Below are 16,793 nucleotides of genomic sequence, written 5' to 3' on the forward strand. Positions count from 1 at the left end.
TTAAAGGAGAGAATTATGGAGGAACAATCGGAAATACTTAGTTCCAAGAAAGAATTTGCTTTCGCGTCCAGTACGATCTTAGCTCAAGTAGGGCGAGGTATTATTGTCGGATTAGTCGTAGGAATTATTGTCGGATCATTTCGATTTTTGATCGAAAAAGGCTTTCATATTGTTCAAGGATTTTATCAAGACCAAGAAAATCTGATACGGAATTTATTGATTATTTTATTGTTTTATATCTTCATTTGCTTACTTAGTGCCAAATTAACACGCTCAGAAAAAGATATTAAAGGATCAGGAATTCCTCAAGTTGAAGCGGAGTTAAAAGGTCTCATGTCTCTCAACTGGTGGAGTATCCTTTGGAAGAAATACATTCTAGGTATTTTGGCCATTGCGAGTGGGCTTATGCTCGGTCGTGAAGGTCCCAGTATTCAGCTAGGTGCCGCTGGAGGAAAAGGAATTGCTAAATGGCTCAAGTCTAGCCCTGTTGAGGAGCGTTCTTTGATTGCTAGCGGAGCTGCTGCTGGACTTGCTGCAGCCTTTAATGCACCGATTGCGGGGTTATTATTTGTAGTAGAAGAAGTCTATCACCATTTTTCACGATTCTTCTGGGTTTCTACCTTGGCTGCTAGTCTAGTAGCAAACTTTGTTTCCCTTCTTATCTTTGGCTTAACACCTGTACTTGATATGCCTGATAATATTCCTCAAATGAGTCTTAGTCAATATTGGATTTATCTGGTTATGGGGATTTTTCTTGGAGTTTCTGGATATCTATATGAGAAAGCCGTTCTGAATGTCGGCAAAGTTTATGATTGGATTGGGAAAAAGGTTCACATTGACAAAGCATATCATCCAATTTTTGCTTTTATCCTGATTATTCCTGTGGGAATATTCCTACCTCAAATACTTGGTGGGGGAAATCAGGTTGTCTTATCATTAACAGAACAAGATTTTAGCTTCCAAATTCTCTTAATTTACTTCATCATTCGCTTTATCTGGAGCATGATCAGTTACGGAAGTGGGCTTCCTGGTGGAATTTTCCTACCTATTTTAGCTTTAGGATCCTTACTTGGAGCTCTGGTCGGTGTTATTTGTGTCAATCTTGGCCTTGTTAGCCAGCAGCAATTCCCTATCTTTGTGATTCTTGGAATGAGTGGATATTTTGGTGCTATCTCAAAAGCACCTTTGACAGCTATGATTCTTGTGACTGAGATGGTCGGAGATATCCGTAATCTCATGCCTTTAGGGATGGTGACCCTAGTTGCTTATATTGTTATGGATTTGCTCAAAGGGGCACCTGTCTATGAAGCCATGCTAGAAAAAATGTTACCTGAATCAGCAACTGATGATGGAGAAATTACCCTAATTGAAATTCCAGTATCAGACAAAATAGCTGGTAAGCAAGTACATGAACTCAATTTACCTCATAACGTACTCATCACAACCCAAGTACATAATGGGAAAAGTAAGACAGTAAATGGATCTACAAGGATGTATCTAGGTGATATGATTCATCTCGTGATTCCAAAAAGTGAAATTGGAAAAGTGAAAGATTTATTGTTGTAGAATTAGTTTTTTACATAACTTATGTTATGTCTTGTATATAATTGGTCTAAAATTAGTAATTAAAATGATAGACCAAGTCATATAAATTAAAACTCGATTCCTAAATAATGGTATCGAGTTTTTATATTGTATTCTAATAAACTTAAACTGTATAAGCTTTAGAAACTTTAGAAACTTTTTTAGTCAGTAAATTAATGATCAATAATTCAGTTAGCCAATCTAGACGTTTTCTAGAAAACTAAAAATTTATGTACAATTGACTTAACATGAGCTAAACCCCTGATACAACTAAATTAGAAGCATAAAGTACATTCTTTAAAAAGTGTACTTTATTTTTATTTTGTACATTATTCTGGAGTGGTATTTTGTATATTTTCTAGTACATAATATTATCCAATTTAGGAAATTTATTTGTACATTTTTTACTCAAATAATAACAGAAGAAGTGGTGGTTCAATTGTACATTTTTTTGCTCATTTAATTTTCTATTGAAAATAAACTATTGGATATTCATAGTCAATAAAATTTCGAACTTTCTTTTTATATTTTCCATTATAAAAGAATATTAGGAATAATCTGTTAATTTTTTGTTTTTGTTATTTTTTTGAGCAACAAAAAACATAAAGTTATAATTTTGTTACAAATACCTTGAAAACGAGTTGTTAACGTGATAGAATAAGGTTAGAAAGGAAATATAAAGGTATAGGAGATGAATAAACAAATTGGTAACAGAATAGCAGAATTAAGAAATGCTAAATCTTTTTCTCAAGAACAAGTAGCTGAAAGAATTGGAATAAGTAGACAAAAATATGCTCGTATTGAAAACGGCATTAATAGCGTGACATTGGAAATTCTTGTAAAACTAGCTAACGTTTTTGATGTCAATGTTAATGATATTACGAAAGTCCTTGAACAAGAAGCGTCTGTAGCTTATAGATCAGGAGAACAAAAACAATCAACACGTGATATGCTTTATATGATTGATTTATTCTATGCAAACAAGCGTTTGTATGAAAAATTAACTTATCAGGATAAGGAATAGGTAACTCAATGGATAGATTACGAGAAAGAGAGATCCGAAAGAAGGCAAATGAGATCAGAGAACAATGCACCACAACAAGGTATGGTATTTCAAATCTTTTCAAAGACTGTGAAAATTTTAAAATCAAGCTTTTTCGCTATCCTATGGGTGAGGATGCTGATCTTGGTTTTACATTAAAGAGAGATAATGATATTATTATTTTTACGAATACAAGTATCCGTCTTTCAAGGGAAATCTTTACACTTGCTCATGAAATCGGACACGCAGTTCTCCATTTTGAAAATAAAAAGGCTTTTTTTGATAATAATTCAACTGTGTCGGGTTCAGACGCTGATGAAAAAGAACATGAAGCAAATTATTTTGCAGCTTGCCTGTTGATGCCACAAGAAAAAGTGGAAAGCTTTATTGATTTCGAAATAGAGGATAGTGAAAGCCTTTCAGCAAGAGATATTGCTAAAATGATGGTGGAATTTAACGTTAGCTTTGACATGGTAGTTAATAGATTACTTAGTTTACAGTTTATTGATGAACAAAAAAAAACACTATTAAATGTTGATAAAGTTGAAGCTAAAGTAGGGAATCTTATTAAATCAGTTGGTGGGGGTTCTGCTTTAAATCGTCCTAGCGAGGAAATAGTTATTCCTGAAGAATACTCAAAATATGCACTCTATAACTTTAATAATGGGGCAATGCCGAAAGAAACATTGGAAAAAGTTTTAGAATATTATCATCTTTCACTTGAAGATTTTGAGGATGAGATTGAACAAAGTAATGCTTTTAGTCAGGAAGATGATGCAGAGGATATAAATTTGGATGATTTAATTGGAGGATTAAGTGATTGAACGCTTCACTGGATACAAATACTATTATTCATTTTTATAGAGCAGGCTGTCAAAATATTCTTTTTGAGTATTTTGATTCTATCTATATTTGTGACCAAGTCTATTCAATTGAATTGAAAAACCATGGACAAGATATCCTATCTAATGTATACTTAGACATTCAAGCAGGTAAACTGGAATTATTTTCAAAAGAAAAAATGGCTAGAGAAGGAATTTTCCAGCTTTTTGAAGGACACGCTAAAGAACAAGAAATATTGTATAATCAGGGAGATAAAGGCGAGGCACATGCTATCGCTTTAGCAAAAACACTAGGTGCATGCTGTTTGGTCACTGATGATACAAAATACAAAGGACCGTATAAAAGCCTTTTGCAATATGATGATGAAGTTATGCCTTTTACATTTGCGGAAGTTATTATTCTCTATTATATTTTTGGAACAATAAACGCTTCTCAAGCAATATTGTATTTTGATAAAATCAATATCAAATCAACAATGAATTGGAATTTTGAAACACAGCTAAAAAACTTTTTAAGACGATTTAACCCAAAACAGGATAGTAAAGATTCTAGGTGGCTCGATAAGGCGTTAAAGGAACAAAAAGTTAGCCTAAAGAATAAAATACTAAATATGCAACAATCTTTAAAAACAAATAACCAATAGCCATAAACCTTGCTATTGAATAAGTAATTTTACTTCTTTTAATCTAAAAAAAGAATCAGTCGATTCTTTTTTTGTATTATTTTAAAATTATGCCTTTTAACTCATCTTCTAAAGAGTCTCTATGTACTTTATATTTTTGAGCTGGTTTTAGTGAATTTCATGTATGATAAAATTCATAATTTATTAATAGGAAGGTAATTTGTATTTATCAAATATTTAACAAAAAATGAGGCAAGACAGTAACTATTCTTAGGTTACTGTCTTATTTTTTACACATATTATACAAAAGTGAAAAAATAAACATAGCACTCCAATAGAGAAAATTCTTTGTAGCTCTGTTTTAACCAATACAAAAATAATGAGCTAAAATAACAATAAAAATAAAAATTTATTTAGAAGCATGAAGGCTTATCTACAAAATATTGAATCTGTAAATCACTTAGATAATGATTAGTGTATTTTCCTAATATCTATCCTCTTACTCCTCAATAGGCGTGAAGTTACCTACTATTTTCCCAATTATACGAGGATTTTCCTCATAAGGCGCATAAATATCATCATACTTCTTGTTTATCGAAACAAGACGCAGATAGGTTTTATGAAGATACACTTTTTTTACATAGGTTTGATTGTTAAATTCCACTGCATAAATTTGTCCATCTTCAATATTTGTTGATTGCTTAATCAATACTACATCTCTATCAGGCAATTCAGACTTCATTTAGTCCTCTAAAACCCACGTTGAGGCGGTATCACTGCTTGTAAAAGATTAGAAACCTTTGAACGAAGGGGAGAATGAAAAGCGTGAAGGTAGCTTCTCTAATCGAATAGAGGGTAAGAATCAGAGTAATAGTTCAAGTATGGCTTCTGGATACTATGGTCTGACATGCTATCAATCTATTTCAGAAGCTGGACAAATTGTAGTAACTTTCCTTGAAGGAACTGAGGTAGATTTATAAGAGACTGTGACTGGGAAGTTGCAGTCTTTTTAGGGGTTTAATGGTATAATGAAATTATAAATGTGGATATTGTTTAAATTCTCTGGAGGAGGCATAATGTTGAATTTAGTAAAAGGTCACCAAGTTAGCTTGGTAGAAAACCTGTTTGAATCATTTACAAAGTTAAATGAACATCATTTGATGGCGAATGTACACGCAGAAAAAATATTAGAGGTTTTTCAACACTTTATTGCGATTCATGACGAGCCCTTGTTTTTTATTTTGGAATTGCCTGTCAGTATTGATAGAGAAAAAGTGATAGCAAAGAATATTATCAAGGAATCCCATAAGGATGTTTATTATATTGATGGCTGTTCAAGAGAGGAATGCCTAGCACTGTTGATTAGATACGGTGATTTGCTTGTTAATGATGGACTAAGTAAGTTTGGATTTGGTGGGCATAAAAGTCATGATGAGATCATGCTTGATAGCTATAATGTTGTGACAATTTATAGTAAAGAACTATCAAAATTTAATGACTTTTTTGAGCTTCATAATATTCAATTTGTTGAAGAACTAGTGACAGCTTGGAAAACTTTTTCTAAAACCTCCCCAGGAATCTCTGAAATCTATGAAAGTAATGGAAAAACTGTTTATGATTTGCCTGAAGAATTAGCTGAATGGGGAATATATTTAGCTAAAACTCGAACAGAATAGGTATAACTATAGATTAGAAAGAGAATATTTCAATTCCTTAAAATTTGATTTAGAGCAAAGGTGGATATTGAAGTTGTAAGATAAATAATGATTATTTATGGCAGAACTCTGGTTCTGCCTTTTTTATTTATGAAGTATATGAGATATGGCATAAAAGACTAAAGAAAAAATGCAAAACGTTTAATAAATTAGAATTTTCTTGCTACTTTTTGAAAAATATTTTTTCCTTACAGAATCCTTAAAAATATTTTTTATACTATTTACAAGATTAAAGGAGGAACAAAATATGAGCAAATATATTTTGGAAACAAATGAGCTAACAAAAGTTTTTGGAAAACAAAAAGCTGTAAATAATGTGTCATTAAAAATTGAGGAAAATTCAGTATATGGATTACTAGGACCTAATGGTGCAGGTAAATCTACGACATTAAAGATGATTACAGGTATGTTACACAAGACGTCAGGTGAAATTATGTTTGAAGGACATGAATGGAGTAGAAATGATTTATCAGATATTGGTGCTTTAATCGAGATGCCACCCTTATACGAAAATTTAAGTGCAAGAGAAAATCTAAAAGTTAGAACATTATTACTTGGATTACCTGATGCAAGAATTGATGAAGTTTTAGAAATTGTAGATTTAAAAAATACCGGAAAAAAGAAAAGCGGTCAATTTTCTTTGGGGATGAAACAAAGATTAGGTATTGCAATTGCTTTATTAAATAATCCTAAACTATTGATACTAGATGAACCGACAAACGGATTAGATCCATTAGGAATTCAAGAATTACGAGATTTAATACGAAGCTTTCCAAAAAAAGGAATAACAGTAATTCTGTCTAGTCATATTTTAGCAGAAGTGGAACAAACTGCTGATCATATAGGAATTATACATGATGGAGAATTAAAATATCAAAACACAATTAATCATAATGAAAATTTAGAAGAACTTTTTATGGATGTTGTAAAGAATGGAAAGAGGGTGTAGCTTAATGAAAAATTATATTTTTGCAGAAAATTTGAAACACAAACACAGTTTTTTGTTGAAGATATTATTTATTGCACCAATTATATCTTTACTTGTTGCGTTTGTATTAATGCCATTATATTTTAGTGTAAATGCATATAATTGGTGGTATGTGATGATTATGCCAGCAACTTTCGCTTTAATACCAGCAATGATGCATAGAAAAGAGGAAAGAAAATTAAACTACCGAGCAGTTTTTTCACTTAATGTTGATTTAAAAAAAATATGGATATCAAAAATACTAACAGCTTCAATTTATCTAAGTATAACTGCTATTTTGCATATGCTAGGAGTATTTGTTTTTCAATTTTTCATTGGAGAACAATTAACAGGAAACTATGCATTCACGACATTATTATTCGCAAGTGTATTATTGATTATAACTAACATATGGCAAGTTCCGTTTTGTTTTTTCCTAGCTAAAAAGTTTGGGTTTATAGCAAGCATTGTAGTAAATGCTGTATTAGGTCTTGTGGTAGGAATTTTGTTAGCTGACGGTTCTATGTGGATTTATTGCCCTTATTCTTGGGGGATTAGATTGATGGTACCCGTTATGCGTATTTTACCGAACGGTGTGCCAACAGAAGTATCAAATCCAATGATTTTAAACACATCCTTACTTGTTCCTTGTATTTTATCAATATGTTTGTTTACATTATTGACTTTCATTACTGCAAAATGGTTTTCTAAGCAAGAGGTGAAGTAATGATGAATATATTAAAATCAGAGTTTTATAAATTGAAGCATACATGGATTCCCTGGGCTCACTTTATCTTACCTGTTTTATATGCACTAATATTTTATGGGGCAGCAACATTTACAAGTCTAAAAAATTTTTCTGATATGGATATCATACTGAATTATTTTGTGCTTTTAGGTGCTATCTTACCAATAATATTTGGTGCTATCACATCTAAGGTTGTTGACATGGAAGCAAGTGCTGGAAGATTTCAAGTGATTCTATCAACTACAAAATCCAGAAGCAAGGCTTATAGCGGAAAACTTATAATGCTCTTATTGAGTTTTCTATTTTCTATAAGTTTAGCAGTTTTTATATTTGCAATGCTATTTGGTAATCAAGCGACTATGGCTTGGTTAATTGAATTATTATTAGTTTTTATAGGATGTCTATCTACATATATGATTCATTTATGGGTATCACTTATGTTAGGTGGTGGTGCATCTATTGGATTGGGATTTGTGGAAACGTTGATTGCTTTACTTTCAATAACCAATTTAGGTGAAAATATCTGGTATTTTTTACCTTGTACTTGGGCATCAAGATTATCTGCAACATATATTGTTGGAAGTGAATTGGCTGATAGCTCATATTTAATTAAAGAGTTTACCATGTGGGGCTATGTAGCAATACCTATTACAGTAGTCATTTTTACTGGCTCTTTATTATGGTTCAATAGGTGGGGTGGAAAGTCAATCAGTGAATAATAGCTCTAAATGTATTTGTAAATGGAATATGGTATAATAATAAAATATTTATAAATATGGAGGTGGTTTGGTATGGCAAGAATTCTTGCTATAGATGATGAATTAGATATGCTGACTCTAATCAAGAATATTTTAATAAAAGGAGATCATATTATTGATATTTACCAAACCACGGTAGATATTGATGAAAATAGTTTGGGGAAATATGACTTAATATTACTTGATGTAATGATGCCAGAGGTTGATGGAATCAGCTATTGTAAAAATATACGTAGCAAAGTGGATTGTCCGATTATCTTTTTAACTGCAAAAGCAATGGAAACGGATATAGTAGATGGCTTATTAAGTGGAGGAGATGACTATATTACCAAACCATTTGGTGTTGGTGAATTGTTAGCAAGGGTAGAAGCTCATCTGAGAAGAGAACAAAGAGAAAAACATTCGAGTTTAAACCTAGGGAATATAAGATTTGATTTATCCTCCAATCAAGTATTTGTGAAGGAAGAAGAAATTCATCTGACAAAGTCTGAGTATCAAATTTCTAAACTTTTAGCAAAGAGAAAGGGACAAGTTTTTTCAAGAGAACAAATATATGAAATGATTTTTGGATTTGATGGGATTGGTGATTCTTCTGCCATATCAGAACATGTAAAAAATATTAGAGCAAAGTTCTTAAAATTTGGTGAAAATCCAATTTCTACAGTTTGGGGGATTGGTTATAAATGGAATTAATTAGAAAAGGACAGTCACTCAAAATAGTATTTCTTAAATACTTAATGACTGTTGGAGTTGGTTTAGGATGTGCCATCGTACTAGCTTTATTAACTTTTACAGCGTTTTATAGTGTTGGTTTGATTATTCCGGCTAACCATACAGAAAATTTATTACAAGAAAATAAATATAAAATTTTAAATAAAATAGACTTTGATGAAGCATTGATACCTAAAGGAGCTAGCTATATGTTTTTATCGCCAGATGGTGAAGTGATAAAAACTAATATGGATGAAGCTATTCAACTGAAAGCTAAGAATTTTCACAATCATGAGGGATTTTCAACTCCATCTTCTTCATTTATAGAATTTAAAAGGAATGATGGATATGTATTAATCCATTATTCACTAGAGCCACAATACAATAATGATTGGATGGAAAAATATTTCCCTAGCATAGATTTACTATTAATATTTTTATTAATCATTTTCTTTTTAATGAGTGCATTTGTGGCTACTCTAATCTGGGCAAAACGAATAACAAGGCAATTATCGCCAATGCTAGAGGCATCAGATAAAATCGCCAACCAAGAATTAGACTTTGAAATAGGAAGTTCAAATATCAAAGAATTTAATGATGTCTTAAATAGCCTTGATATAATGAAAAAAGCCTTAAGTGATTCATTAAGAGAAAATTGGATTAAAGAAGAGAATAAGAGAAGTCAGATATCGGCATTAATGCATGACTTAAAAACTCCGGTTTCTATTGTCCAAGGTAATGCTGAATTGTTAAAGGTAACTGATCTAACTGATGAACAAAAAGATTATGTAGCGTACATTATAAAAAATTCAACACGTATATCAGATTATACAAAAGCTCTGATGGAGATGAATCAGTCAATTAAATTAAACTCGTTGAATTTAAAAAAAGTAAAGGTGTCAGAAATAATCGAAAGAGTTAGTGAAATAGCGAGAGAGATTACACTAATACATGACCGTACTATATCTAAATCTATTAATTGTGAAGATTCAGATGTAATGATAGATGTACAATTATTTGAAAGAGTCATTCAAAATATATTTAGTAATGCTATTCAATATTCACCAGACAAATCCAACATTGAATTACTAATAATGACTACAGATAAGATACTTTCAATATCTGTGATAGACGAAGGCCCAGGATTTTCTAATGAGGATTTAAAACGAGGAACGGAACAATTTTACCGTGGAGATAAGAGTAGACATTCAGCTACAAACTATGGTTTAGGTTTATATAATTCTTGGAAAATAATGTTATTACATAATGGACGCATCATATTAGAAAACAACTCGGATAAACATGGTGCAAGTGTAAAGTTAGAATTACCATTACTATAATAGAACAGGAATTGTTTTCAAATGGAATTTATTAAAAATATATCCTTTTTGCTTTTGGTGTAGAGTAGAAAATTTACTCCGCTATCAAGCAAGAATCTTACATAGTAGAAAGCTAAATTCAACAAACAAGCTTCAGTTTGTTGAATTTATCAAGGTACAAGTTTTTATGAGATGAAACCTATAAAATTTGTACGGATACTGTAGGGTAAGAAAAGAAAAAATATTTTCATTCTAAAGTTTAAGTTTAAACATTAACTCTATCCCTTTCGTTCTATAATATAGAAGTTTACTAGCACCACATGAGGAGAAATCATGAGGGATATTCTCAGTTGAATAAGTAAGAGTATAATCTACATCTCCAAAGTAGGAGTGGCCAGTTCCAGCAGAAAGACCTTCATAAGTTTTATAACTGAATAGATCGATTACTTTGTTGTCGAATTTTTCCTGTTCTTCAAGTAATCCTGAGGAATAGACGACAACTTTAGAATCAAATAAGCTAAAAACGCTCTAAAATCATTAAATTGATATTAAAGTGTTTTTTATTTTCAAAATATACAATTGAAAAAATTTCCAGTTTTTTTAAAATCACTTTCTTAGATGACAATTTAATCAAAATATGATATAATACAGAAAAAGTAAAAATAACAAAAGTAACTTACAGAAGTAAAAGAAAAAAAGTAAATAGATAGCCACGGCGGATATTCCTTTCATCGTTTAGAAGGAGTTGCTGTGGTTATCGTTGTCGCTGAGCTAATTAATTGCTCTTATTACTTAGATGAAGTTACTTTTATTATTGAATTAATTTGAATAATAATAACGATCAATGAAAGTACTCATCGATATTCCCTTTATGCAGTTTAGAGCACAAAGGAAAATAGTACTGATTTGATCGTTTTTTCTGTATTGACATCATAAAACACAGTAAGAACCTTCAGTCATAATAAACAAGGAGGTAACATGAGATTTGTTGTATATAAACATTCGCTGATTCTAGGTGATAATAATATCGTTACAAAGCAATTGATTGCACTCAAACATGATGATGGCACATTACAATTCACTCATTTTCATAGATATGTAAAATCTTCCGCAAAAATTAAGTCTATCTCAGACAATGGCAACAAACGTTTTTCATACGTTGTTAAGTTTTTGAACTATATATTTGGAACAGTTGGGGTAAATAATCTTGATCAACTAACTTTTGAAATGGTCAAGGAATTTTTTACGCTTTATGGTTTAGCACAATTACCTGAAGATAGAACAAATAGAAAGAAAAGTACAGTCGAAAAATGTGTAAATGCCGTTCTTGATTTTTTAACTCTATACTTGAATGAACGAAAAGGGAAGGCTAAATTGAAGCCAAAAGACCTTTATTCTATCAATACGTTCACTAATAGACGAGGTAGAGTCATCAAAAGAAAAGAGTTGAATTTTGAGGTATTTGTTGATGGAAGCAACACACAGAAGTCAATTTTTAGGGATATGCCAAACAGCGCCTTTGAAATGCTTTTTGCTCACATTGCTCAATATCACAAGGATTTACTTATGGTTGTTGCTTTGGGAGCATTTGTTGGTTTAAGACCATCAGAAGCTTGTAATGTAAGGCGTGAAGATAGCCCTTTGGGGGCAGGTATCATATTTCACCAAAGTGATAATCAAGTATTTAAAATTGAGATTGATCTGCGAAAAGAAATGCCCCTTAGAAGCGATTTAAAGCCAACTGGACGAATTAAAAAGGAAAGACTTCAAGCTGTACCTTATATCTTCTTAGAGGTCTTTTTAGACACCTACAATGACTATATGAGCTACCTAGAAGGTAAAAGGTATGAGAGAGATTATGGTCCATTAAACCTTAACAAGCAAGGGAAAGCATTGTCATACGATGTGTACTATCAACGATTTCGTAAGATTATTCGCGAAGAAATGATTCCAATATTTCTTAAATCTGATGACCCAGAGGTTGTCTTTTTTGGTCAACTCTTGCAAGAAAATAATATTTCACCCCATATCTTTAGGCACTGGTACACCACACAATTGGTTTTGTCAGGTGTTAATGAAGTTAGTGAACTGATGTCTGCTAGAGGGGACAATTCACCAGAAAGTGCTTGGGTTTATTTACAAAATAAAGGAGAAATTGCAAAACAATATGGTCAGGTTAATAATGGTGTTTTTGAATATATGAACTGGCAAGCAGAAAAATTGTTTGGAGAAGATTAAAAGGAGTAGCTATTGGTAGTAGATTTAAAAAATTATCTTGAAAGAATATTAGTCGAGTTAGGTGCTGCTACAATAAAACACCGTGAGAAAGTCAGTGGATTCTTACTAGACAATGAATGGTTTGGTGTGTCTATAAATCTTGATGACTATACTATTTCTGAAAAAGATGTTGAAGTTCTTAAAAATCACATCAAAGACTATCTAACAACACCTCCTGGAATTAAGAGTATGGAAGGAATCTTTTCAAAAAAATTTCCTTCTACAAGTGAATTATTCGTACAATTTGCTGAAGAAGAAAAGCTGAGTGAAACAAATCGTTTCTATCTACTTGATTTTTTAGCATACTACTTAACAAAAGATTTGTTTCTATATGGTGATGCTGAAGTAGAGACCTTAGTAGAAGTAGCAACAGAAGTCCTTACGAAGTCACAAGGCAATATCCTCATTCAATTTATTAAATGGCTACTCAATAAAGGCGTTACTCGTTATCGAGTAAGTTTTGAAATGACAAAGCGTTACACGATTGAGAGTGCAAATGGAGCGTATGAATTAGATGAATACCTTGAATTAATGTACTACCTATTCAACGAAAACTACATCATAAAAAATGATATGTTGTGTAAAGCAGCAAATTCAAAGGATTATGCAGATACATGGTTGTATCTAGGGTTACATTTTATTTGCGCACTAAGATCAACAGACTTAGAAAGATTAGGACATCCTAAATTAACAAGAGAACCATTAGAAGTTTTAGAAGCAGTAGTAGATGGAACTTGGAGTAGCAGTGAAGCTAGAAGGACCTTACTAAGTATTACAACAAGATTGACTTATTTAAACTTAACACCTAATAAAACAAAAAATGCTTCTAACGTTACTCAGTTAAAGTTTCATGTCCCAGAAAGTTGTCAGGTTCTTATTGGAACGTTATTGGCTATCTGTGAGGCACATTTCCAACTTCAAATACCATACAATTTAGAAAGTCCGTTGATCAGACGAATTAAAACTTATGAAAAGATTACTAGTTATATGGGGGAGGAAATCGGAAATTTATTTTTAGAGCGTAACTTTAGTAGTCGTTCCGCGAATAAATCTTACTTACAATCAGTCGCAATGCTGGCAGATGATATTCTTGAAGATAAGTCAGAACTGAATATAAAAGGTTATTTTTTAGCAGCATTAGCTCGTAGCCATAAAGGGGATTTTAATGAATTTGCACAAACAACAACAACATATCTTAAAGATGCCCAACTTGGACAACTAAAACCTGAAATGGTTGCAAAAGAGCTATTTGAACGAGGCGTATTATCCATGATTCCGTCTATGCTCTTGACCATTGTAACTAGAGGAAAGTATAAAGAATTAAGTCCAAGCCAACAAACTCAAATGATTAAAAGTTTAGATTTAACGCCAGTTGAAATTGAAAAAACATTGGAATTGAGTATTAAGGCTGATACACGTTCTCAACAAGCTTTAAAAATACTAGTTGAAAATAAGGTTGAACCTGAACAATTACTAACGATCTGTCATCGAATTGGTAACGGAGAGGCTTTTTCTAAACAAGGAGAGAGCATGTGTCTTTTATCTGCACTAGGGAAACTATGCCCCTATGATGACCGTCAGCATTGTGTCGGCTGCCAGTATGAATTACAAACAAAATCTACTTTGCTTTTGTTAATAGGTGAGTTTAATCGTCTCAATAAACAATACCAAAAATTAAAGAATAAACTTGAACGAGGAAAGGTTCGAGCCATTCTTGAGCAACAGATTAAACCATGTCTTACAGAAATGTTAGAAGCGTTATCGGAACAGTATGGCGAAGCTGTATTGTCTGATTATGAGGATATTATTAAGGAGTTAGTCAGTTGAATAATCAACCAAAATTATTTCGTAAAGTAAATGAAATTGTCCTGTTTGATGACAATATGATTGAGAGCGCAAAAGAATGTTTTCAAGACTATGTTGAAAAAGGGATTATTCTAACCACCAATTTTGAAGAAAATAAATGGGTAACGACTAATGAATATTCTAACGTTAGCTTCATTTTTAACTTGAATAAATTCCAATATAAAAGGATTTATGAACAAATATTTCAATTATCTTTTGATGATTTTGTAACCTACTTAAAGAGTTTTATAGTGCTATCTATGGAACATCATGTTTTAATCACGCTCCAAGCCTTTTTAAGAGATATAAAGAAAATAGTCAAAGAAGTAAAAGTGAATGAAGTCTTCGCATTAGCAAATATGAAGATTTCCAATCCCTCAGTATGTATAGATTTTCTTTCTACGCTACCATGTTTAGAGAGTAACGAATTAACCCAATTGATTGAACAACTAGATGAACTTTTAAATGTTAGTTATCAACTAAAAACTAAAAAACAGCGAAAGTTAGCCCAATTTCAATCCTATTTTTTATTTAATGATATTTTAAGTGACTATTGGACGAAACCTTTATCGGATGATGAGAGATTATTTTATTACCCTCTTTACCTATGGTGGCAAATAACAGCAGTAGTACCACTTAGACCAAGGGAGTTTTTACTCACTCAGAGAAATTGTCTCACAGAAAAAGACGGAAAATATTACTTAACTCTCAGACGAAATAACTTAAAAGGAAGAGATAGGGAAGTATCACATAAAATTTCAGAGGATTATTATTTGACGACTTACGAAGTCCCCTTTAATCTTGCGAGTGAAATTTTAAAATATTTAGAACTAACCAAAGATTTATCATCTACGCAGTTGGATACTCTATTTGTGATAGATTCTCATTATCGGAAATGGAAACGTATTGCTGGTACTAAGAACCGTTTCTTAACATACAGTAACTTAAATACAATTTTAAAATATTTCTTTAATGAGATTGTATCTCAACAGTATGGGTATTTTGTCCATCATATCAATTCCCCAAAGCAATTAGACGATCATGAGATTAATTTCATTCATATCGGAGATACTAGACACATTGCGATGATCAATCTGATAGCAGAAGGGGCTAGTCCAGTAACCGCAATGCTCTTGGCTGGACATGATAGTGTCACAACATCTTCACATTATTTTTCAAATCTGAGTCAGTTTATTGAATGTAGGAGTTATCAGCTTTATCGTAAATTAACAAATTCTCAAACATCTTACGCTATCAGTAAGACTCAGCACAAATACACCGTTAATAAAGACTATGTGTCTCTTGATAATAAGGGCAGATGTTATTCACCAAGATTTGCGGAAGGTGATTATTCAGACTGCCTTAAAGTCATTAGCTCACATGCAGAGCTTGGTGCTTGCACTAGTTGTCCATTTTACAGAAAAGCAGGAAAAGATTATTTCTCTATGGATAAATCCTTTAAGAAATCAATTGATGAGGAAGCTTTAATTGTAGATGAGGCTATAAAAAGAGTTCGACAAGGAAAGGGAAATATAGAAGATATTGGTGAGGCGTTATTAAAACTTAAAACAGTTAGTCATTCTTATCAAGAATATCTAACTGAAAAACAATTATCCTTGCAGGAGTTCTCAAATGGCGAGAAAGAAGTATATTGATAATCAAGAATTACTATTATTATTTGAACATTATTTACTGGAACATTGTTCGAATAATCCTAGACTATTCAAAATTCCACAGTTTGGAAATTACCTTAGAAGTAACGAATTTCCTCAAGTTGCAGACACAACGATTAGAAGAAACAAAGAATTTAGACAAGCCCTTAATGATAGATTGGAACTATTTGAAGACGACACTTATCAAACAGTTATAACGTATAAAACTCTAGATGTAGAACGTTTCTTAATGACCAATAGAACCCCTAAAGCAATCAAATCAGCATTGATGGAACTTAACAATTATTATAAAAGAGTTGTTGATGCAGCAATAGAATATAAGGAAGAAGCCAGTAAGCTCAAAACAAGAGTTTCAGAGTTGAAAAATGAGGTAGCACAACTTAATGAAAAGAATGCTGAAATAAAGGAGCAGACAGCGTTAAACAAAGAATTATTAGAGGAAAACAAAAAGTTAAGGAATCTTCTTAAAACTAGTTTGTATCCTGATATTGCGAATGAATTGTTAAAAGAAGAGGGCTTGTTAAAATCTGATCAGCAACTAGTAACTAAGAAGTATCTTAGCGAGAATATTATTACTTCAGACACGAAAATATCTTTTGAAAAGCATACTCATAAAGAGAAGAAAGCGGGCAAAAGTAAGATTTTTGAAATTAAAAACTTACTGGATAATAAGACTAAGTATTAGGAGG

General features: G+C 31.9%; 15 protein-coding genes. 14 read left to right on the plus strand and 1 reads right to left on the minus strand.

Annotated features, from left to right (window positions below; genetic code table 11):
* The first annotated feature begins 15 nt into the window (after positions 1 to 15).
* The 4 genes from AB8E63_RS02635 to AB8E63_RS02650 all read left to right on the plus strand — a co-directional run bounded on the left by AB8E63_RS02635 (position 16) and on the right by AB8E63_RS02650 (position 4,112).
* The gene (locus AB8E63_RS02635) at positions 16 to 1,566 is read left to right on the plus strand and encodes a chloride channel protein (protein WP_368909807.1); all 1,551 of its coding nucleotides are present in this window, start codon (positions 16 to 18) and stop codon (positions 1,564 to 1,566) included.
* Positions 1,567 to 2,275: 709 nt separating this feature from the next.
* A complete protein-coding gene (locus AB8E63_RS02640; RefSeq protein ID WP_195347955.1) occupies positions 2,276 to 2,608 on the plus strand; it encodes a helix-turn-helix transcriptional regulator in 333 nt (110 codons plus the stop codon).
* 8 nt (positions 2,609 to 2,616) lie between these two features.
* On the plus strand, positions 2,617 to 3,450 hold the full coding sequence (locus AB8E63_RS02645) for an ImmA/IrrE family metallo-endopeptidase (protein WP_368909808.1): 834 nt from the start codon (positions 2,617 to 2,619) through the stop codon (positions 3,448 to 3,450).
* Positions 3,447 to 4,112, plus strand: a complete 666-nt coding sequence (locus tag AB8E63_RS02650) for a PIN domain-containing protein (protein WP_368909809.1) — start codon at positions 3,447 to 3,449, stop codon at positions 4,110 to 4,112. Before AB8E63_RS02645 ends, AB8E63_RS02650 begins: the two co-directional genes overlap by 4 nt.
* A 478-nt stretch (positions 4,113 to 4,590) precedes the next feature.
* Here the strand turns inward: AB8E63_RS02650 and AB8E63_RS02655 are convergent, their stop codons facing one another.
* Positions 4,591 to 4,833, minus strand: coding sequence for a S24 family peptidase (locus AB8E63_RS02655; RefSeq protein WP_314794901.1), 243 nt, complete (start codon positions 4,831 to 4,833; stop codon positions 4,591 to 4,593).
* A gap of 334 nt (positions 4,834 to 5,167) precedes the next feature.
* Here AB8E63_RS02655 and AB8E63_RS02660 point away from each other — a divergent pair, with 334 nt between their 5' ends.
* From AB8E63_RS02660 to AB8E63_RS02705, 10 genes are all read left to right on the plus strand, one after another.
* Positions 5,168 to 5,767, plus strand: coding sequence for a hypothetical protein (locus AB8E63_RS02660; protein ID WP_368909810.1), 600 nt, complete (start codon positions 5,168 to 5,170; stop codon positions 5,765 to 5,767).
* A 286-nt stretch (positions 5,768 to 6,053) separates the two neighbouring features.
* Positions 6,054 to 6,755, plus strand: coding sequence for a lantibiotic protection ABC transporter ATP-binding protein PcfF (pcfF, locus tag AB8E63_RS02665; protein WP_023918138.1), 702 nt, complete (start codon positions 6,054 to 6,056; stop codon positions 6,753 to 6,755).
* A gap of 4 nt (positions 6,756 to 6,759) precedes the next feature.
* Entirely contained in the window at positions 6,760 to 7,500 is a 741-nt protein-coding gene (locus tag AB8E63_RS02670; RefSeq protein WP_314794881.1) for a lantibiotic immunity ABC transporter MutE/EpiE family permease subunit, read from the plus strand.
* On the plus strand, positions 7,500 to 8,240 hold the full coding sequence (gene pcfG, locus AB8E63_RS02675; RefSeq protein ID WP_314794877.1) for a lantibiotic protection ABC transporter permease PcfG: 741 nt from the start codon (positions 7,500 to 7,502) through the stop codon (positions 8,238 to 8,240). The genes AB8E63_RS02670 and pcfG overlap by 1 nt, the downstream gene beginning before the upstream one ends.
* A gap of 72 nt (positions 8,241 to 8,312) precedes the next feature.
* The gene (locus tag AB8E63_RS02680; RefSeq protein ID WP_036757387.1) at positions 8,313 to 8,972 is read left to right on the plus strand and encodes a response regulator transcription factor; all 660 of its coding nucleotides are present in this window, start codon (positions 8,313 to 8,315) and stop codon (positions 8,970 to 8,972) included.
* Positions 8,963 to 10,330 carry a sensor histidine kinase gene (locus tag AB8E63_RS02685; protein WP_368909811.1) on the plus strand — a complete coding sequence of 456 codons (1,368 nt, stop codon included), beginning with the start codon at positions 8,963 to 8,965 and terminating at the stop codon, positions 10,328 to 10,330. Before AB8E63_RS02680 ends, AB8E63_RS02685 begins: the two co-directional genes overlap by 10 nt.
* Positions 10,331 to 11,287: 957 nt before the next feature.
* Positions 11,288 to 12,547, plus strand: coding sequence for a site-specific integrase (locus tag AB8E63_RS02690; protein WP_368909812.1), 1,260 nt, complete (start codon positions 11,288 to 11,290; stop codon positions 12,545 to 12,547).
* 12 nt (positions 12,548 to 12,559) lie between these two features.
* The gene (locus AB8E63_RS02695; RefSeq protein ID WP_368909813.1) at positions 12,560 to 14,413 is read left to right on the plus strand and encodes a hypothetical protein; all 1,854 of its coding nucleotides are present in this window, start codon (positions 12,560 to 12,562) and stop codon (positions 14,411 to 14,413) included.
* Positions 14,410 to 16,086, plus strand: a complete 1,677-nt coding sequence (locus AB8E63_RS02700; protein WP_368909814.1) for a hypothetical protein — start codon at positions 14,410 to 14,412, stop codon at positions 16,084 to 16,086. Before AB8E63_RS02695 ends, AB8E63_RS02700 begins: the two co-directional genes overlap by 4 nt.
* A complete protein-coding gene (locus tag AB8E63_RS02705; RefSeq protein WP_368909815.1) occupies positions 16,064 to 16,789 on the plus strand; it encodes a hypothetical protein in 726 nt (241 codons plus the stop codon). The genes AB8E63_RS02700 and AB8E63_RS02705 overlap by 23 nt, the downstream gene beginning before the upstream one ends.
* Positions 16,790 to 16,793 lie beyond the last annotated feature (4 nt).

The organism is Streptococcus sp. oral taxon 061, assembly GCF_964211575.1.
In the GTDB taxonomy this organism is placed as follows: Bacteria; Bacillota; Bacilli; order Lactobacillales; family Streptococcaceae; genus Streptococcus.